This is a genomic window from Pantoea sp. C8B4 (assembly GCF_051336905.1).
Classification (GTDB): domain Bacteria; phylum Pseudomonadota; class Gammaproteobacteria; order Enterobacterales; family Enterobacteriaceae; genus Pantoea; species Pantoea rwandensis_B.
Genome location: NZ_JBGMNK010000022.1, coordinates 27,227 through 48,999, shown reverse-complemented (window position 1 = coordinate 48,999; position 21,773 = coordinate 27,227). Strand labels below are relative to the sequence as shown.

The window sequence follows — 21,773 nt, the reverse complement described above, 5'->3', positions numbered from 1 at the left end:
CTTCATGGGGATGTCCTCATGTGGCTTATGAAGACATTACTAACATCGCGGTGTATTAATCAACGGGGAGCAGGTCACAGTAGCCATTGAGCGTAACCGATTGCAGCACTTTGCTATTGAGATTGACCCGGGGATGCTGAAGCTGCAGTTGCGCTCATTATACGAACTGGTTTACCGGCCAGCGTTTCTCGTTATTCAGTACGACGAGGAAGATAATTCATGGAACTCTGAGCTGCGCCAGAGGATTATTGCTTTCGAAACTGCGTTCCTAAATACGACCATTCATGGCGAATATCACCACGCCATGTGCCCGGCATGTGAAAGTTGGTCACATTTTATCATTTATGAGGGAGAAAATTTTCCCATACGAACAAGCTGCAGCTGCTGCGGATATGGGCTGAACGAGCTTAAAAGTTGGGACTATCATGAATGTCCAGAGTGCGGTGGTGCAGGTATTGTTTACGATTCTTCGCGTGAAGCTGGTGTGTGCTTGTGGCACAAGTGTTATTACAGTAAGGAAGGGGGATTCGTAGATATGTTACCTTGTGAGTGTGGTGGATGGGAAATTGAAGACCGCTGCACAGAATGTAGCGAGGATGACGATTAATTACTCCATTAGAGAGTATGTTAATGGGCAAAGCCACATCCCATCGCTGCAAGTAGTGATTGTATAAAGTTATTAAAATCAATGTGATGCATAGGTGCGCAAAATACTTATTATGTTAAATAATATATTGGAAAATGAAAACATAATTACGGCGGTATATATGTCTTTCATCCTGAATACCTAAAACAATAAGGCCCCTCTCCATGGCACCAGTACGCCGATAAATGTATGCGTGCAACAATCCTTACCTTGTGGTTTTTTGACAAGTCACCAAATTCATTATCACGTCTAAGGGTTGCTATGAGCAACTAAGCCTATTTTGCGTTCAATTAAGGCTGCTTCATAGCTTTTTTAATTGCATTGGTTTCATCATCAATCCATTTTTTGTTTTTTAGCATTACTTCTTTGAAATTAGCCATGCTGTAAAATTCAGATGGATTCATGTTGTTCCCTACTCCTTGGACAACATCTGGTGTATCGGTGCCTTCCCATTGATTCCAGAAACTATTCAAATCTAATAGTGCATAAATGTAGTCATCATTCAAATTTTCCAAAAGCCTCATAAATGAAACTAGTCTCCACTTTCTTGCCGACAGATGTATGTCTATATTGTCCCACTCTGCAAGTCGCTCAAGATGTTTTAAGGTTTCATCAGAAATCTCATTACAATAGGCAAGTTCGGCTACAGAAATAAAAACGTCATTTTCTTCATCAACTTCGTTGATTTTATTGCATGCATAATCGCTAATGTCTGCAGGGTCAATTGATACGCCTGGAAGGCCTTTTACGCCTATGCAAAGTGTTCCCCAATCAAGCCATTGGAGTTTTTTCAATGAATTCAATTTGCTATTGTTCATGGTTTAGTTGGAACTCCATTAACTTTTTCGCCTGACACAAACATACGATGGCTTACCCTACCTAAGTTGGGGTCAATGATCTCTTAAATTCCCCGGATCTCCCGATGTCGTCACCTACCTACCACAAAAATCACAGCTTAAATCTAACCCAACGAACACCCTGCGTCTGATTCTGCACATCACGCACTGTGAGGGGTCCTGCTGCCAAGGCGGAACGCTTAGTTTCGGAAGCGATGTCGCTCATAATGACGACGAATGGAAGCGCACCTGCCGTATTATAAAGCTCTTCAAAGGCATCAGTATTGTTCGCCGCCTCCGCGCTTGAGGCCATCACCGCCCCGTTCAGCTGGTATGGTTATCGGAGAAGGTGTCATAGCCACGCCCCCTGGCAAACAGCAGGGACTGATCGCCGACGCTTGCACTCTGATAGTTGTCAGGCTGGTGAGTGTCAGGTTATTGCCGTCATTTACGTTTAAGGTGTAACCGGGCGAACCTGGCAGATATGGCGCGCCAGCCACCACCGCGTCGATCGATCCATACGTTTTACCGCTTCGCTAAACGCCACGTCTCAACATTGTCCGATTTTACTCAGCAGAAAAGGGAACTACAGCGAATAATTACGGCCACGATGCTGCTTTCCATGCATTGATGCCCGTAGAGGTAAATCTTCATCGGATGCCCTCTTTTTGTTTCTCTCCCGGCGATAATCTCCGCCGGGGTTATTCGAGTGATGACGCGTCGTTGTGTTTTCGCTGCGGTAAAGCTTTCGGGATTTTTTTACTGCAACCTAAATCCCAACCTTGTGGATATTTGACAAGTCATTGAATCCTGTATCACGACTAAGGGTTGTAATTAGCAATTAAGTCTACTTTGTGTTCTTTTAATGCTGCCTTGAATTCAGATATGAAAATATGAGCTTCTTTAGGTGGAGGGAATTTAAAGAAAACCTGAATGCAAACTTTATTTTTACCCTTTGCGGCCGGAAAGGATTCAATCATTTGTCCACTTAAGACAAAGTTAATGTAATTATTTATTTTATCCTGGAGTAGCAATAAATGTTCAGTGACGTTTTTTTTCCAAGGTAAATGATCCGTAATGCCTAGTAATACAAGGTCATTATCTTCACTCGAAGTGTTGATGAAATCAACCTTATCTTTTTCCTCAATAGACATAGATTACTCCTTTTTATCTTCTGGCCTAACAATGATAACTTGAGTTGGCGGAATTTTTGTCCCCCCCTCAAAACCAGGTTTGCCTGCACCAACAATGGTACCACCATTATTCTCAATTTCAGGATAACCCAATTTTTGATTTTGCGTTAGTGGTGCAGTTGGAGAAGACTTACATTCGATGCAGGAAATTCCGCCATTCCCATCCTTTGTCAATATGTCGACCCTGACGTTCGTGCCACTATCTGTTTTAATTGTAATCTCGCGCGCCGATTCCGGCTGACCAGATGCATACTTATTGTACACCTCGTCTTCGAATGCCTTACCTTGATTATAATTGTTCCTTATTTGATTAGAAGCGTTAGGTGATTCTACAGATACTTTCGTATTTCCATCGAACACATAGTAACCGCCGCTGTTGCTGTAAATTGTGTTTCCATTTGAATCTGACTTGCCAGTGTTTGAATACACCCCTCCTTTAGGGCCGACAATTTCACCAGACGAAGTTGAGCTATAACCTGTTGGCAAGCTTGTAGGCCTTATAGGTACGAATGCACCGGGAGCATAAGTAATAGGGTTACCTTGTTCGTCTCGTTTCGGTTCCAGCCCTGGGTTTGGAGTTAATAGATGGATTGACCTATCACCCATTTCTCGCGCATGTTCTTCCTGTTCCTCCTCAAATGGGTGGCTATTCATTGACCCAAGTGTATTATTTTCAACTGCGTTCTTACCTAACCCAGCACCACTTACAGCTCCGCTGGATGAATCTGATACGATACCGCCCGCCAGACCAGCGGCCAGCTGACTTAGCGCACTTACCGTTTCCTTTTGATCCTGGGTTAATTCATTTCCATCTTTACCAGGGTACATCACAGCAATGATGGCCCGAGCGGTGAGCTCTCCACCGGCTGCTCCTACTGCACCTGCCGCCTCGCTGTTACCTGCCAGTTTTGCCAGTACGGCACCAGCCAGAGCGTGGGCCATGGTGTTTGCAACCAGGTCTGTTTGCTGTCTGCCGTCAACCACTGTTGTCGTGGCTTGTTTAATAGCATTGGCAACGTAAGGCGCCATCGCTCCACTTGCCGCTGCCGAGAGGTTATTCACCCCCAGACCACCAAGCAATGCGGATACGGCCGACGCCGCCATTGAGTAACTTCCACCAGTTCCCCATTTATCGGATGCTGCTTTATAATCTGCATCATTCTCGATAAGTGCATTGAACTTATCCGCAGGAAGATCGGCATATTCTGGATGCGATTTCAGGAGCTTATCGCCGGCTTCCTTCTTAGCCTCGGTAAGCTTGTAACTGGTAACGTCATTGGCAATCTGACCTGCCAGTTGCTGAACACCCTGAGCAAACGCCATCTGCCGAGCGACTTTGTCCTTATCGAAAATCTTATCGATATGTCCGTTAGCGTTATCAGTATCACGACTCAAATCCGTGACTTGTTGCGTTTGGCCATCGGTGTTGCGGATTGTTATTGAGCCGTCTGAAACTGCTGAACGAGTTACTCCGGAGGCGCTCTCATGCGCATTGGCAGAGGTTGGCAGCGCCATGCCAGACATCTTGCCACCCGTGTTGCCTGCGCTGAATCCAAACGATGAGCTACTCGCACTGTATTCAGCGTGATTATCGATGTTGTCCCAGCCCAGGGTACCCGTTGAAAGAGCGTTGTTGGTGGCATTGGCTGTGGACGCAAGCACTGAACCATTGAGTTGAGTGTGGTGTCCGACATTTACGTCATACCCTCCATCACCCGCGAAAAGGCCGCTCTGGTCACCAACACTGGCATATTCACTGTTGACCTTACTCTGGCTGAGACTCAAACCGATGGAGCCCGTCATACTGCCAAATGTGAAACTGAAGCCGCCACTGGCACTCTGCTGCTTGCTGTGATAGCTATCGGTATCCTGAAGACTGGAGATCGTCAAATCATGGCCAACATCGGCATTGATTCTGTTACCCAACGCCTGTGCACCGGAAAGCAGCGTATCGTTGCCACTGCTTAACGTAAGGGTGTCATGAGCATTAATACGGCTGTTGACATAATCGGTGCTGCTGCCGTCCTCGTTACCACTGGCCATAAATCCACTGGCCTGTACGCCAATGCCGGTTTCCTTGCCTAAGGAGATATGTACGCCGCCACTCCAGCCTGAAGATTTGTTCGCGCTGGTTTGCTGCTGGTTATTAGCTGCCGCCTGCAGGTTAAGATCGTGCTTTGCCGCCAGAGTGATGTTCTTGCCAGTAATACCGCTGCCGGTCACATTCAGATCGCCGTTTGAACCCTGCGCACCCGTTGCAACCACCGCAACATACCCGCCTCCGTTAAGAGAGCTTCCGCTGCTTGTGTTCGCCTTGTATTCAGAAGATGAACTGCTTTTGCTGGCACCGACACTGAGCTGAATTTGAATTCCGGCCTGCTGCATATTACCGTTTGCCAGTGCCTGAGCCGATCCTACCGTGCCGTTTTGCGACATCGCCCAGCCGCTTTCCATCGCTTTAACGGCGTAAAGCGCTTTCAGACGATCATCACCGGCTTCGCTCACCCCTTTCATCTGGTCACTCATGTTTAACAGAGCATCCGTGATCGGGCTGGTAAGACGGAGAGTCAGTCCACTTTGCTTTTGTTCATACACCTGACGGCGGCTGAGCGTATCGTTACCGGGATCAATAGAAACTGATCCACCAACAAGATTAATATCTTCCTTAGCGATAACATCTGAACCTGCAACGCGCGCATTATGACCAGCCAACAGATTGACGTTGCCTCCCGTGCTGCCCACTGCGCTGGCACTTTGGCTTTGGGTGGTGCCATTTTGACGCAATTGCTGACGGGTTGAAGCGCTGCCAAATGTGACGCCAATGCCCCCACCGCTGAACATACCGCTCTTCTTGGTTTCGCTAAGGCGATAGCTGCTCTGGGTTTCGGTGGCAGCGGAGAGGCTGAGATCGTTACCCGCTTTCAGGCCGACGTCACTTTCACCCACGACTGAAGAGCCGCTCACTGCCAGGTCGTGACCTGCCACAATTGAAACATGGTCACCACTCAGGCTTGATGCCTTCTCTGTGGTGGAACTGTCTTCGATGATGGTGTGAGTGGTCTTTTTGCTGAACAGCCCTTTTTTGGTTTTGGTTTCTTCCCGGTAGGCGTAATCGCTCTCTGTCGCCGTGGTGATGTTGACGTCGTGTCCGGCCTGCAGCGCCAGATCTTTGTTGGCTGTGACGGTCGCCGCCTGACTGGTTATGTCATTGCCTGCCAGCAGCGTGGTGCTGCCGCCGCTGACCATTTCGGTGCCTTGCTGGCGCACGGTTTCGTTGATAATAGTTTTCTTACTGCCATGCTCGCTGTTACCGGTACGTGACTCTGCGGCGTTCAGGTTAATATTGCGGCCTGCTTTCAGTGCGGAATCGCCTTCCGACGCTAGCGCTGCCGCCTGGCTGGTAATATCCTGTCCGGCTGTCAGCGTCAGATTGCCGCCGCTGGAAATGCTTGTACGGTCGGACCCGGATGCATGCGATTCCTTGGTACCCCTACTGTTGTTATCAAGGGTTGCCATGCTGTTCAGGTCAAGGTCATGGCCCGCCGCAAGTGTCGTATCCGCACCGGAATGCACGTTACTGGCCGTCAGGGAGAGGTCTTTACCTGCCTGAATATTCAGATTGCCGCCTGCATCAATGATGCTGCCCTGGGAGTCAACAACACTGCTGGTGGTGTTTGTCTGCCCTCTAAAGCCGGTAGAAGAAGAGCTGTTATTTACCTGGTTTGCATTGGCGGCGATGTTGCCCCATGAGTTCATCAGCAAATCATTACCGGCTGTCAGCCTAGAACCTGACAGAGTGATATCTTTCCCTGCATTTAACGACAGTGAGTTATCTGCTGAGATCGAAGCTGTATTACCCAGACTGGTTTGTTGCAGTGACACCCGGCCAGACTTGCCGCCCGTATCGAGGCTGAACTGATCGGCCTGAGTGATGCTGCTGATACTGCCATCAATGCTTTCCAGCGCCACGGCCTTGCCGCTGATTGTCGAACTGACGTTGCTGATGTCGCCTGAAGCGCTGAGACTGAGGTTGCCGCCTGCTTTGATCAGCGCTTGATTAAGGTTGGCAACGCTGTTCTGACTGCTGAGGGTAAGAGCATTGTCCGCCTGCAGGGTGCTGCCGTCATTGCTGACAGTGCCGCCCTGCATGTCAACGTTGTTTGCCGCAATCACGCTGCCGTTGTTAATTGTGACATCATCAGGCACAAGGTAGAGCTTCGGTACCATGACCTGCTCGCCGTTTATCGTGGTGCTTTCCCACCAGAGGATGCTGTGATCCAGTCCTGCAACCTGATCAGCTGACAGCGATACCCCAAACTGAAGGCCCAGTGACTTCTGAGCGGCAGCGGCATTATCCATCAGCACCTGCATCTGCTGAAGATCGGATCCCACGCCGTTTAAGTAGCGGCTGCCGATTTCGTTCAGAATGGCATTGCTGACGTAGCGAGTATCAAACGCCGCATCGCCCAGAAAGCGATAATCCTGATCCGGATTAAGATTCAGTCTGCCAAGAAGATATGATGAGCCCAGAAACTGACTGACGTCAGTGTACTGGCTACGCGTCTCCTGAGGGGCAACAGCGGGCTGGTTGCCCAGTAACGTATTCAGATCACCAAAAAGCGCAGGATCAAGCTTGCCCAGCCCATCTAATTTGGGGGTGAGCGTAATCAGGTAAGGGCTGTTTTTATCATCCGAAACCACAAAGTAGCCGTTATTACCTGACGGGACCGGATAGGCGCTGGTATCCACGCTGTGGCGTTGATAGGCCACGGGTTGACCTGTTTTGGTCTGTTTCAGTGCGGTGCTACTGATCCCGGGACCATTCAGTGACGTGAGCTTGCCGAGGTCTGTGGGGGCAGTATGGTTTACCGTGACGGCAGAAACCGATTCTCTGCTCTTAGCGCCACTATCCAGTGCGTCTCCACCGTTGACCTGTTGTAAAGCATCCTGGAGCTGGTCACGCCATGCCGGTGAATCGACTGCGACAGGCGTAAAATCTGCCAGTCCCTGTTTCTGCGTTTCACTCCCAATTCCCCGGGCGTTGAGCCTGTTGAGTGAAGGCGTGGCGATGGTGTTGCTGACGCGTCCTGCATTCGCGCTGGTGGTCGCGTTACTGATGTCACTGGTAAAGCTCGCGGTGATGTTTCCCCCCGCCTGAATGACCGAGCGATACAGTTCGCCTGGCGTGAAATCCGTCTCATGGCCGGTAAGCTTAAAGAACACGGTGTTGACTTTGGGCTGAGTGGGCACCACGGTTGAGGCATCCATGGTGGCGACAGGTGGTGTCCCGTCATTCCCCTCATAGGCATATTTGTAGAGCAGGTAGTCATAACTGGTGCCTGCCTGCCAGCTCTGATTGTTCAGCTGAGAACCTGACAGTGAAATGTCCTGGTTGGCCAGAATATTACTTGCCTGATTCTCCAGTGTCCCCGCCTGCAGTGTCAGGTTGCGACCCGCTGAAATACGGGCTGCGCCACCATTTACCACCACGCTGACGCTGGTCTGTGAGGTGGCGAATTTCTGCGTGACGTAGTCGGCAAACGGTGCGTAATAATAGTTGGTGACTTTGTTATAACTACAGCCGCCGTGTCCGTTGCAGGGACCAGTCTGATGTATCCCGGTCTTTGAGTAGTAGCCCCAGGTTCCGTCAGCCATCTGATAATACGGAAGCTTGAGCGTGGTGTTCCCGAGTCCTGCAATACTGTCGTTCTGTGAGGTGCTCTGCTGTACGCTCAGTCCATCCCGAGTATTCAGCAGATGCCCGGTTTTAATGGTGATATCGCCATTTTGCGTCTCAATAGAGCCAGATGTATTGATCACCTGACTGTTTGCATTGCCTGCAGTATCACGCTGCAGCTGCAGATTGTTGCCTGCCAGCATGTCACCGCGCTGGTTAGAGATGATATTGGCGTAAAGTGCCAGATTGTTTGCCGCGTAGAGCAGCGCGGTATTCACAATTGTGCCCGGTGCGCTGAGTGTAAGGTTGCTCAGGGTTCCTGCAAACCCGTTCAGCGTGATGTCCCCGAGGCTTGTCACCGCAACGTCACCGCCAGCCTGCAGTGAGCCCGAGCCATTCATCAACACACTGCTGCCGGAGAGCGAGCTGCTGCCGTTCCCGATAGAAATCTGCCCACTGTTCGTCAGCTGCGATCCTGCACTGAGCGTGACGGCATTGCCCTGCATCGTGTTCTGATTATCTATAGCCCCCTGGCTGCTGATGTTGAGGGCATTGCCTGCGGCGATAGCCGCCTTGCCCGTGAACGCATTGCTCAGCTGCAACGTCAGGTTCTTCATCGCCACAAGCTGGCCGGAAGCATCCACGCCCCCACTGGTCAGCTGGAGATCGCCACCGCTGAAGAGTTTTCCCGAGGTATTCTGTATGACCTGACTAGCCTTCACGTTGAGCCGGTTAGTGCCCAGAACCGTGCCGGTATTGTTCAGCTGGTCATAATTTACGGCCAGGTCTCCGGCCTGTGCGGTACCCTGATTGATCATCGACGTACCGGAAAGCGTGCCGTTGTCTGCCAGGAGAGTGCCGCTGTTTGTTGCATTCGCGACCTGAAACAGAAGCGTAGACGCCTGAACCAGTCCGGAGCCGGTATACTGTGTTGCATTCGCCGTCAGCGTCGCACCTGAGAGGAGTCGCCCGTCATTCCTTATCTGAGCCTGGGACGTCAGGTTGCTGTCGGATGCAGACTGAATCAGACCGTAATTCATGAGCGACGGGGTAATCGCCTTCAGGGTCCTACCGCTGATAATCCGACCGCTGGCGTTATTGATTACCTGCCGTGTCAGTTTCAGCGAGGCGTCGCTGTCTCCCTGAAGCAGACCATTGTTGGTCAGATTGCCTGCTGTCAGACTGAGGGTGTTACCCTGCATATTCCCGTCATTACGAATATCAGCGGCGTTGACTAACAACTCGCCGCCGGTCAGCAGTGCTCCCCCGGCCTGCTGCAGCGCATCCCCGCTCAGTGCCAGATTGAGGCTGTTAACGCCGCTCACCGTGCCCGCATTCGTCAGGGTATCGCCCTGGATAATGAGTGATTTTGCCGACCATTCTCCCTGATTCTGGAGAACAGGAGCCTGAAGGAGCGCACTGCCCAGCGCGATGATTTTGCTGCCCGCTTGTGACGTGAGGGAACCGGAGAGCACGACCTGCAGGCTGTCTGCACTTTTCAGCGTGCCGCTATTATTCAGCTGACGGGCATCTACGGTGACGTCATGCCCCTGCAGGCTGCCACTGTTCGTGATACTGTCGGCGCCCAGCGTTAACGTACCATCAGTCAACAGAGAACCCGTGTTGATCAGCTCTTTTGGCGGAGAGACAGCGGCCACGCGTGCTCTCATCAGCGGAAGCGTGCTGCTGCCCATCGTCAGGCCGTTTACGCCCGTCAGTGTGCCGGCGTTGTTCACGCTCGTCTGATGCAGCTCGAGGGTCTGCCCCTGCAAAATCCCCTGATTATCCAGGGCCTGACCGTTCAACGTGACGTCAGCTGCGCTGAGGATCTGGCCCTGATTTTTAAGCGTCTCTGCGGAAATGGAGAGTGCTTCCTGGCTGCTGATGTCGCCGGAAGACGTCAGAGAATGGCTGATGCTGCCTGTCAGGCTGCCGAGGCTCAGGAACGTTCCGGCGTTTTGCCAGTCATCGGCTGTGATATCCGCCTGCGTGCTCTGCCACCTGCCAGCGGTCGTCAGTTGTCCTGTCAGAAGAGAGAGCGCACCGCCACTGAGGGTTCGCGATCCCTCAAGAGTATTCAGCGTGTCAGCCGTCAGCGACAGGCCTTTTTCGCCCTGCCATAAACCCGAGTTGCTCAGTTCGGATCCCGTTATGGACAGAGTCGTGCCGGCGATGCGACCGCTGTTTGTCATGCTTTCAGCCGTCAGATCCAGCGCACCGTTGCTCTGTACAGTGCCGCTGTTAAGCAACTCAGTACTGAACCGACCTGTCAGTCCGTTAAGCCCGTACAGGGTGCCCTGGTTGGATACGCTGTCGGAGGTCATATTCAGGGACCCGCCCTGTACCACCCCGTCATTATGCAGGCTGCTGACGTTAAGGGACATACCCTCTCCGGACAGCAATTTCCCCCCCGCGCTGTTCGTTATAGTGTCCACACTCATGTCAGCTGCGGCCTGGGCCTGAATGCGTCCGCTATTGGTAAACGCAGTGCCCGCCAAGGTCAGCGCATCTGATGCTACATCACCTGCATTGATTAACTGCACGCCTGAGAGGTCAGCCTGATGGCTTGCAAAGAGCGAACCCCGGTTATCGAGGGAATGGGACAGCCTGAACTTCAGCGAGTCTGCCTCTATCGAGCCGTTGTTGAGCAGGTCGTTTCCACTGAGTGTGAACGCACCATCGGCCTGGATGGCGCCATCGTTTTCCAGACGGTCGGGTGATAGGCTGAGATCGCTCTGGGTAATGATCTGCCCCAGATTGTTGTTGATAAGATTGGGCGTCGTGAGGGTCAGCGCATCATTGCCCTGAAGAATGCCGTTGTTAGAGAGCGATCCGGCTGAGAGGGTCAGGTTGCCTGCCGCAAGCTTACCCTGAGTATCTACCTGATCGGCGTTTACCGTCATCACACCCAGGCTGACGAGGGTGCCCGTACTGTCCAGCTTGCCCGTTAAAGCGGCAGTCAGGTCCTCTTGGGCCTGAATTTCTCCTGCATTGGTCAGGCTGTTCGCGCTCAGCGCAACATCATTTCCTTGCAGCGTCCCTTCATTCTCAAGCGATGTCCCTTTAAGGCTGAGTGTATTGCCTGCCAGGGTTGTGCCTGAATCAGTGTTCGTGAATGACTCACCCTGCCAGTTCAGATCGCTGCTCGCCTGTATAAGGCCACTGTTTTGCAGGTCGCTACGCAGAGTCAGCACTCTGGCCAGCAGATTTCCGCTGTTTACTGCTGATGCGGACTGTAGCGTGACAGATTGCTGACCAAGAATATTCCCCTGGTTCGTCACTGAACCCGTTACGGTGGCTTTCAGCAAAGACTGAGCCAGTGTATTTCCTGCATTGTCCCAGTTGTCTGCGGTGACGCTCAGCGCGTCTCCCTGAATCAGACCTGCGTTACTCAGGGCAGAGTGCTGCAACCTCAGTTGTCCGCCGCTGAGCACCTGTCCATTCTGTAAGTTACTGAATGACATTCCTGCCAGGGCCGCTGACTGGGTACCCTGGAGGGTGCCACTGTTGGTGAGCGTATCTGCTGTCAGGTAAAGATCGCTTGCGGCAAACAAGCCAAAATTTTTCAGCACCGGTGCATTAAATGTCAGGGAGTTGTCCGAGACCAGCCGCCCGGATGAACTGTTTTCCATCTCCTGACGAAGGTTAAGCGTCAGCGCCTGGCCGTTCAGGCTCCCGCTATTGCTTAATATGTCTCCCAGAATGCTGAGTTCATTTCCGCTGGTCAGGGTGCCGGCGTTAGTGATGTGGTTTGCCCCGACGCTGAGGCGTGTGTCGGCTTGCAGCGTACCCTGATTATCAAGAGAATCCGAATTCAGTGAGAGTTCGCCTGCATCCAGCACGCCGCTGTTATGAATATCACTGCCCGACAGTACCAGGGCGTCTTTTGCCAGCAGATGGCCTGATGCGTTTTCCAGTGAGCGAAGATGGCTGTTGATTGACTGTGCGTTTATTTCGCCGCTGTTGGTTAACTGATCAGCCGTGATATCCAGCGCAGCATCAATGGTGATAAGCCCGGCATTGAACACTTGTGGGATATTCAGCGAGAAATCGCCGGAGGTTGTCAGCGAGGCACCCGCCAGATTATCGAGTCCTGAGCTGTTCAGTATGAGGGACTTTTCGCCCTGAATCAGTCCATGGTTCGTGATGTGCGAGGACATAAGCGACAACTCAGGCGAATTGAGTGTGCCGGAGTTATCAAGAGAAAGGCTGTTGATTGTGAGGGAGTGATTGCCGCTGATGCTGTTTTGATTAGCGACTGCTCCGTTCGCCAGGATGTTCATATCCCCCTGCGCATTCACCGTCCCAGTCTGCGTCAGCTGACCGGTGATAATTTCGCCGCGATCGCCCGCAAGTAGGGTTCCGCTGTTGTCGAACATATCACCGGTGATAGTCAGGGTGGTTCCCACCATCTTCCCGGTATTCTGCAGGTTTGAAGCTTTTGCTGTGAGCGTTTTCTTCCCGGCCAGACTGCCATTATTGGTCAGATTAGTGGCATTGATGCTCAGAGAATTACCCGCAGTCACTTCTCCCGAACTGATCACGTTACCGCTGGTGGTCAGTGCAATATTACCGCTGGCATCAATCTGACCTCCGCCATCAATATCAAGGCTTTTACTCTGCAGTACCAGGTCCTTGCCTGTAGTCAGGGATGTACCATTGATTTGTGTTTTGCCACCGGACTGCATGCTGATGCGGTCATCGCTGATCAGGGAGCCTTTACCCAGCGTCGCATCCTGCTGTGCGCTGACGGTGATCTGCCCGGTGGCTTTGTTATCACCTTTCAGCGCAACCGACGCGCCATTCGCCGTCAGCGTGCCGCTGCTCAGGCTGTTACTGAGCGTCAGTTTACCGTTCGCATCCAGCTGAATGTCACCCTGCTTTGCGGCAAGGTTGCCGAGGTTGACCCCTACGCCTTTTTCGCTCGACACCAGGTGAATACGGTTGGCGTACATGCCGCCCAGCGCACCGGTATCCACCGCCACCGACGGCGCCGCGCCCTCGCCGGCTATCGGTGTGACTGAACCGTCCGCGCCCACGCGGTTGGCCCCCACGGTGACGGACAGATCTTTCGCATGGATCCCGGCGTTGATCTCGGTGGCGCGCGCGACGATCGACACCGCGTCGGCGCTGCTGCCATCCAGCCCCTTACCTTCAACGGTGACCGAGCCCTTCGTGACTTCCAGCGAAGAGAGGTTGCCGTTTGCATCCAGCTGCGGCTTCCCGGTGGTCAGCGTGACGTTCGGCGTGTTGATAAAGCCGCAGCCGTTACAGGTGATGCCGTAAGGGTTTGCCACCATCACGTTGGCCGCTTTGCCGGCCACCTCGGTATAGCCCTGCAGCTGCGAGCGGTTCGCGCCCGTCACTTCGTTAATGATCGCCTGCGCTTCGTGCCCGGCTTTAAGGTTGGGATTGTTCTGGATCAGGCCGCCGAGCTGTGTTTGATTGAGCTGGCCGGTGGCATTGTTGAGGATCAGCCCTTCCTGGCCGACGTTGTATTGCTGGTACTGGTTGTGCGAGACGCCGGCTGCGTTCGGCGTGGCGATGTTGACCACCGGCACGCCGTTGCCCGCCGCATCCAGCTTCGTGCCGGGCGTCACCGGTGTGATTTGTGCGGCGACGACCGGCAGCATGGGCTGCACCGCCACTAGGTAACAGATGAGGTAGCTCAGCGCGCGACGGGCGAGGGAAACGGGTTGACGATCGTCCATAATCTTTGCCTCTTAGAAAACCAGCCCGACGCGGGCGTAAATGCTGACGTGATCCGGCTGAAGGTGGCCGGGATAGCTGAGCGGAATGCCGACGGTGTACTGGGTGTAGAAATAGCGGCTGCGGGTGCTGATACCCACCGCGCTGCCCCACAGCGTGCCGGTGGACTCGCGGTTCTGCGCGTCGCTCTTCAGCCAGCCGCCGTCGACGGCGGCCAGCGCGCTGACCTCGCCAATGACCGGCAGCGTGAACAGGCTGTAGTCCAGCTCGTTGCGCAGGTAGCCCCCGGCGTCACCGGAGAGGTACTGCTCCTTGAAACCGCGCACCGAGCTTTCGCCGCCGAGCGTCAGGCGCTCGCTGCCGTACAGCCGGTCCGGCGACCACTGGGCGTACACGCTGCTCAGCCACCACAGGTTATTCGTCAGCGGACGCTGGAAGCTGCCGCTAAGGCTCCACTTGCGGAACTGCGCTTTCGGCAGGTCGCCGGTTTTGTCCGCGTCGCTTTCGGCATCAAACCACGGCATGCCGCGGCTGAAGGCCGGGTTGAGCGTGGCCACGCCGCCGAAGATTTTCTGCGTGTGGTTGAGGCCAAACTGCAGGCTGGTGATTTTGCGGCTGCTGCTGGTGAGCAGCGTGTTATTGAGGAAGTTGTGGCTGGTGTAGTGGTTCAGGCCGAGCTGCACGCCGGTTTTGATGTCCCCGTTGCGGAACAGCACCCAGGATCCGTTCAGGCGGTGCGCGACGTTGTCACCGTTACTGAGCCAGGTGAAATCATTGTTGATGAAGCTGCTGTGGTAGCTGCTCCAGCTGTAGCTGTAGTCGAGCAGGCCGTAGCCGTACGGCACGCTGACGCCCGCCTGCAGGCTCTGCGCGTCGCGCCACTGGCTGAAGGCGCTGCTGCGCGCGCCGCTGATAAACCAGCGGTCGGCGAGGCCCAGCAGGTTGTTGCCGGTGAGCGAGGCGTTCAGCTGGCCGGTGCCGGTACTCTTCTGTCCACTGTTATCAAAGCCCAGCGAGGCGCTGAGCGGAAACTGCGGTTTTGCCTTAAGGTTCACTACGGAATAACCGGCTTTGGGAGATGGCAGAATTTCAATCTGCACCGGCGTCGAGCGCACGCGGTTAATCTGCTCCATGCCTTGCTCAATATCGCGCAGGTTAAGTATCTTCCCTTCCAGGCCGGGAAACGCCATTAACAGCGCGCGCGGGTGCTGACCGTCGAGGCGTATTTCGTCGAGCTTCCCTTCCAGCACCGGAATAACCAGTTCGCCGGAAGATAAATCCTGTTCGGTTAAAAACGCGCGGCTGGTAATATAGCCGCGCTGCATATACCAGCCTGAAATGGCGTGGGCCAGAGAATTAATTTCCGTTAAGTTCAGGCAGCGGTCAATATAGGACGCAGTGATATTCTGCTGCTGGCTCTGTGAGAGTAAAGACGCATTGCGGATAACGATATGATGGACGGGGAAGCACGGGCCGGATGCGCCTGAACCCGCGACCGGAGCGGTCTGGGGGCTGGCTGCGTTCCAAAGCGCGTCGCGCTGGTTCTGGTCCTGCTGCAGGCGCTGTTGCTGCTGATTCTCAATATAATCGCGGTCGCCCGGCGTTAATGGCGCAGCAAGAGTACTGGCAGAAATAAGTGCGGCACTCAGCGCCACCCACATCCATGTATTAGGCATTGTCGTAAGATTCGTTAATTAAACTGATTGTAAATTTTGTGTAAGCAAGCGGGATGAAGAATAACATCTAATCAATCAGAAGGTTCCCATGTAGCTTAGAAAAAAATTTAAAACTTCTAATTTGAGTTATTTTCGCGCTGTTGCCTGGAAAGGCAATGATTAGTGGCGTAATGTGTCATTTGAAGGGATAATAATGTATTGAGGTGTTTCTAAATGAAAATTTATTTTAATGATTGCAAAGGTTAACTTGAATCAATAAGGGAGAAATCTTTAAATCCTCTTAATTAAATTGCGCACGGTGATAAACGATCTTTTCATAAATCAGCGTCTGAACATCCCTCTTGAGGCAATAAATTGCTATCAACTTGAGGGGCTTGAAACTGGCTGCAGAAATTGATTGGGGACGTACACGCTACTATCCGTTAAGGAATAACATGCTCGCAAGGCACATAACGCATAAAAATACACAACATCATAATTATGTTAAATTAAGCAGAGCCTGAAACATTTAATCGCACAGTTATGCTGCCCTATCGTCATGATGTCACATTACTTATGATGCAACAGCGGTATCAGCCTAAATAACAAAGCCCCATTAGTAGGGCTTTGTTCAGGAATAACTACCTTTAAGCTGTCATTTTGTCTGACACGAAACAACTTGATGAATATTTATCTAAATATTTATTAGGAATGACAGGCCATCTCATAAATGTATAATAATAAGAGAAGTCGTTGTTTATTATTTCATCGAGAAGTCGTCTTGCAGGAATCTCTTCATCGAGTAATATGTGCGCTGCGACACTAGCTGGCCCTTTTTTGTCACGACCCACTACATTTTGCACATCTATTTTGTTTATCTTTCCAGTAATCCTTTTGTTTGCGAGTTCTTTATTCACAATTAGGGCCTCCTTGCCAGACCCCGGAGCTAATTCAGAGATTTCATTAGAAAGTAGATTTAATACCTTTTGGTTGGCGTCTTCATGAAGATAAATATATGATTTATTAATTAAATAATCATCATAATTAAGCCCAGATGATAATGACTTTTCAATGAGTTTGTTTGCTTCTTCAAAGTCTTTCATCTCAATGTGTATCTGAGACTTCATAAGATAGTAGCTTGAATCTTTTATATCAGGCTTGCATTTTTCAAGCAACTTTTCGCCATTGTTTAGGTCAGGGGTCTCATACATCAAAATATCTAAACAAGACTGTGCCCAATTGCAAACGTCATCGTGTTCCATCGCTTTAATGATTGACTCTTTAGCCATTCTCAGATCACGATCATATGTTACATAATATTCAGCTCTAAATAAATGAGGTAGAGCACTTTCAGTTTTTTCAAATTTATCATTGTATTTTTCTAAGAGATCTTTACTACATTCTAAGGCTTTATCTCTATTTCTGAATGACGGCAACTTTCTATTTATGCTAATCATTAGTTCGAATAAGCTTTCTCTTTTCTTATTCGAAGAAATCTTATATATATCATCAAGTTCTTTGAGTAGTTCGATAGCCTTGTCTATGTCTGCATCATTAATACAGGCTTTCATCCTCATTTCAAGAGTATTAATGTGGTGCGGATTCTTTTGCCCCATTCTATCAATTAACTTACAAAGTTCATCTTTATATTCTTTGCTATTATCATTAGTGTGCTTTATTGCCTCCAAAGTCCTTTGTGTTAACTCCCACGCCATGTTTTCCAAGCTTGGGTTTATATTCAAGCTCATTTCCAACTTCTTCATTAGATTGTCAAGATTGACATCGCTTTTGAAGTTCTTAGAAGATCTATGATTCAAACTTTCGATTACAAATTGATTTTTAATGTCACAGCTATATTTGAATTTATCTAATAGAATGGTAATGAATTCCATCTTTTTAATAGAATCACGTAAAAGTGAAAGCTTCCTCAAATTATTTTTTACACTATACTCATCCATTTCAATAATGATTTCGGCTTGCTCTAATGCCAGATCAAACTTCTCTTGTTGGTGATAAATTGCTATTAATCTCGATAAATATGAGTTTTTCAAATCATCAGAACTGCATAACGATAGCGATTTAATTGCTTCTTTTTCAGCTTCATCAAACTTTTTATTCTTCAACAACATATCTAGTGAAAGAAGATTTCGGAAATCCACCTCGGTAAAACCAGTGCTATTTACATAGTTTTCACTAGATAGCTCATTTATAAGATTAGAAATGTCCAATCTATTAGTATGATTTTTAAGCTTGTCAATGTCTTGGCAAATGTAAGTGTTTTGTGAAAGTTTATAAGAGTCTTCTATAAAGTTAGCAAGCATACTCTCACGTTTTGTTGATTTGAAATTTGATTCTAATGATAAACCCTCGCCTATAATACAGTAATGTAGTTCCGCTAATGCTTCGTCAAATCCGTCAATTTCAACGTAGTAGACTCTTTCTCTTTTTAAAATTTTATGGAGATCAGGGTTTATTTCATCATCTTTTCTTATGCACCAATATATTCCATTTCCTAAAAACTCATCCTGTCGTAACAAGTAGTTTATTACATCAATGATAGATCTATCGTTTCCAGCGTAACCAATGAATATCATGCCATACTTTTTCGTGAATTCAATTAATTTCTCACGAGTGTTTATTTCGAGTGATTCGGTCTCATTTAAAGTGCTTTTAATACTGTCGAATAAATAATCGCCATGAACTTTTATTATTTTGGGGCGCGAAGAGTTGACTGAGACCCCTTTTATAGAAGAGTCATGGGCGCATAATGTAGGACGTTCGCGTGAAAATTGATAAAAAGCCTCATTGATTAGATCATCAAAGTTTGTTGTAAAAACAGTATCTAGATATGCACTTTGAAATAAACTGACTAAATATGAATACCCTATTGATGGTAGTTTTGAGTCTACTTGTTTCTCTACAAATCTTCGTCTCTGAGAAGGGAGGTCAAATTTTTTCTGAAATAATGAGGAGTACTCATTTGTTGGATCATACCATGATGACTCTTTTTCGATTAGATATTGCCTAGCAGTTCTTACATCAGTGAAAGTGCATGAAGACGATAATTCATAAATCTCCTTTCTCCATTCTTCAACTAATTGAGTTCCAGAGCTTATACCTGATGTTACCGATGCTCCTGCACCTAAAAACATAGAGTAATTAGGACTGTTACCAGATTTTGTTTTAATATAAGTAGCTAAATCTTTTAAAGTTCTACGTTTAGAGGGCATTTGTTCGATTAAATCGGAGATTTTCATGAGATGTTCCTTTCCTTCAGAAAATCATATTTTTACGTCTTGAACATTTAATGGTCAACTTTTTTAATAAGAATTTTCCTAAAACGTTATGCTTGTAATGTTTTGGACCCCTCTTTTCTTAGCCTATCCTCCTGACCTCTTTTAAGTTGCTAACCGGTAATATGATTAACTCGAACTACCCTCTTAAAGTTTCTAACCTTATATAATAAAAGTTATATAAGGCCAGACAAACGCACAAAACCCCTGTATCATGCGGATCCGGGCCGGATCCTGACCTTTCCGGCCATTTATACGCAACGGCGAGACCTAGACGCCGTACTGCTGACCGGGGACCTGAGCGCAGGTGGTTAAAACGCCGGCAGCGCTACGTAAAATCTGACGGGCATCTCCCCTGCTCTTTCCTCAGAATTTACGTAGCGCTGCCGTCTGATAAACGGGCTAAAACTGAGCAACTATGAAAGATCTCTCCGGCTTTACCGGTGTGGCCCTCAGCGGCGGCGCCGATGACGATCTTACCGCGAAGCTGGCCGCGTTCGTACGGCACCGCGAGGCTTTTTCGCCCAACACGTGGCGGCAGCTGCTGAGCGTAATGCGGATCTGCTGGCGCTGGTCGCAGGAAAACCGGCGTTCGTTCCTGCCCATGTCGCCGGAGGACATGCAGGACTATCTCTTCCATCTCCAGGCTATTGGCCGGGCGACCTCAACCATATCGGTGCACGCCGCGCTGATTGCGATGTTACACCGTAACGCCGGACTGATCCCTCCCACGGTTTCACCCGACGTTGTGCGCGCCAGAAAGAAGATAAACCGTACGGCCATCGTCTCTGGAGAGCGCACCGGCCAGGCGGTACCTTTCTGCCGGCCTGACCTGAACCGTCTGGATGCAGCCTGGAACAATTCGCCCAGGCTTCAGCACCTGCGTGACCTCGCCTTTATGCACGTGGCCTACGGCACGTTGCTGCGCATGAGTGAATTATCCCGCCTGCGGGTGCGTGACATCTCACGCGCGGCCGACGGGCGCATCATCCTCGACGTGGCCTGGACGAAAACCATCCTCCAGTCGGGTGGCATCGTCAAGGCGCTCAGCGTACGTTCATCTGAACGCCTGATGGAGTGGATAAATGCAGCGGGCATTGCAGGCGAACCCGACGCCGTGCTGTTCTGCCCTGTTCACCGGTCAAATAAGATCACCGCGATTGCAACTGAGCCGATGAGTGCCCCGTGTCTGGAAGATATCTGGCGCCGGGCTAGGCATCATGCAGGTGAACAATCGCGGCCTAAAACCAACAAAGGGCGCTATGCCAGCTGGAGTGGCCACAGTGCACGCGTCGGCGCCGCGCAGGATATGGCCAGAAAAGGCGTCTCAATAGCACAGATCATGCAGGAAGGGACCTGGACCCAGACCCAGACGGTGATGCGGTATATCCGCATGGTCGAGGCGCATAAGGGAGCTATGGTTTCGCTGATGGAAGACGATGGATAATTCGCCTGAAAGCGGGTCATGTCGGGCAATTAATCCTGTTATTCCCGTAAAAGTTCGACATACCGCCTGTACTCGTAACTCCGGTGTCGTGGCCTGCCGGACGTTTCAACCAGTACGCCCGCCTCAACCAGACTTTTCACCGCAGTATTGGCTGTCGGGTACGTCACCTCCAGCAGTTCAACGGCCCGGTCAACAGTCAGCTTCGGCATCGTCGGTAAAAATTCAAACAAACGTATACTGTGTACCGATGTGGATTTTAGAGACAGGATCTTTTTTCTGTCATCCGCAAAGAGGGTCGCAATTCTGATGATGCCCTGCTGTGCTTCTTCAGCGGAGATAGTCACGGCTTCCAGGAAAAAAGCAATCCACTGCTCCCAGTTACCGCTGGAACGTATCTCGGTAAGGCACTGATAGTAGTACCTCTGATGCTGCTTCAGATAGCCTGAAACATACAGCAATGGTTCATTAAGCAGTTTCCATTCTTCCAGCAACATCGCGATTAACAGGCGTCCGATACGTCCGTTACCGTCCAGAAACGGGTGGATGGTTTCAAACTGAGCGTGCACAAGTGCTATCCGGACAAGAGGCGGAAGAGAATGATCGGGCGCATGGATGAACTTCTCCAGATCAGACAGTAAGTCCCCGACGTTCTCAGGAGGCGGCGGAACATAAGATGCGTTGCCCGGCCTTGTGCCGCCGATCCAGTTCTGCGTCGTTCTTACCTCCCCAGGCTGTTTTGCGGCACCCCGGGCGCCAGATAAGAGCACCTCATGAGCATTCTTTAGCAGGCGGACGCAAACGGGCAGCCCCGACGGAGAATTCATTTCATCGTGAACGAATTTATAGGCTCGCAGGTAGTTTGTGACCTCTTCAACGTCGTCAACATTCGTGACGGCCAGTCCGGCTTCTTCATCAAAAATATCTGTCAGGGTTGCCTGAGTACCCTCCAGCTGTGAAGTCAGCAGAGCTTCCTTGCGAATAGCACTGTAGACGAGCCACTCGCTTGACGAAACCAGCCCTGACATGCCAGAAAGCCGGGCCAGTGACTTTTCCGCCTTTTCATTCAGCTCAGTGAAAGACGCAGGATCAAGTTCTGGCGCCGTGGGTGGTAAGGGGGCCGGCATAAATGCACTGACTGTCTCTTCATAGCTGGTCGTTGTAATGAGGTGCCCGGATGCACGTTTCATAAAAAATCCTTTCACTGCCATTAACGTTATTAAAATACTTTTAAATTATGCCATGGCTTATTAAAGGATGCTTTAATAACAGAGAGCTCAGTAAAAATATCTTTTTGTTAGAAGCTCCTTTCCCCCGTTC

8 protein-coding genes are annotated in these 21,773 nt (G+C 50.4%); 2 read left to right on the top strand and 6 right to left on the bottom strand.

What is annotated here, in order from left to right; translation table 11 throughout:
- The first annotated feature begins 133 nt into the window (after positions 1–133).
- Positions 134–607: a hypothetical protein gene (locus ACCW76_RS19645; RefSeq protein WP_436339864.1), complete on the top strand. Its 474-nt coding sequence runs from the start codon at positions 134–136 to the stop codon at positions 605–607.
- A gap of 329 nt (positions 608–936) precedes the next feature.
- Here the strand turns inward: ACCW76_RS19645 and ACCW76_RS19640 are convergent, their stop codons facing one another.
- The 5 genes from ACCW76_RS19640 to ACCW76_RS19620 all read right to left on the bottom strand — a co-directional run bounded on the left by ACCW76_RS19640 (position 937) and on the right by ACCW76_RS19620 (position 18,973).
- Positions 937–1,464, bottom strand: coding sequence for a DUF2247 family protein (locus tag ACCW76_RS19640; RefSeq protein ID WP_436339862.1), 528 nt, complete (start codon positions 1,462–1,464; stop codon positions 937–939).
- Between the two features lie 839 nt (positions 1,465–2,303).
- Positions 2,304–2,636, bottom strand: a complete 333-nt coding sequence (locus ACCW76_RS19635; protein WP_436339861.1) for a DUF6572 domain-containing protein — start codon at positions 2,634–2,636, stop codon at positions 2,304–2,306.
- Positions 2,637–2,639: 3 nt separating this feature from the next.
- Entirely contained in the window at positions 2,640–14,063 is an 11,424-nt protein-coding gene (locus ACCW76_RS19630; RefSeq protein WP_436339860.1) for a hemagglutinin repeat-containing protein, read from the bottom strand.
- Between the two features lie 12 nt (positions 14,064–14,075).
- Entirely contained in the window at positions 14,076–15,737 is a 1,662-nt protein-coding gene (locus ACCW76_RS19625) for a ShlB/FhaC/HecB family hemolysin secretion/activation protein (RefSeq protein ID WP_436339858.1), read from the bottom strand.
- A 626-nt stretch (positions 15,738–16,363) separates the two neighbouring features.
- Positions 16,364–18,973: an SIR2 family protein gene (locus ACCW76_RS19620; RefSeq protein WP_436339857.1), complete on the bottom strand. Its 2,610-nt coding sequence runs from the start codon at positions 18,971–18,973 to the stop codon at positions 16,364–16,366.
- A gap of 454 nt (positions 18,974–19,427) precedes the next feature.
- On the opposite strand from ACCW76_RS19620, the gene ACCW76_RS19615 reads away from it, so the two are divergent.
- Positions 19,428–20,456, top strand: a complete 1,029-nt coding sequence (locus tag ACCW76_RS19615; protein WP_436339856.1) for a tyrosine-type recombinase/integrase — start codon at positions 19,428–19,430, stop codon at positions 20,454–20,456.
- A 38-nt stretch (positions 20,457–20,494) separates the two neighbouring features.
- Here the strand turns inward: ACCW76_RS19615 and ACCW76_RS19610 are convergent, their stop codons facing one another.
- The gene (locus ACCW76_RS19610) at positions 20,495–21,643 is read right to left on the bottom strand and encodes a Fic family protein (protein ID WP_436339855.1); all 1,149 of its coding nucleotides are present in this window, start codon (positions 21,641–21,643) and stop codon (positions 20,495–20,497) included.
- Between the last annotated feature and the right edge of the window lie 130 nt (positions 21,644–21,773).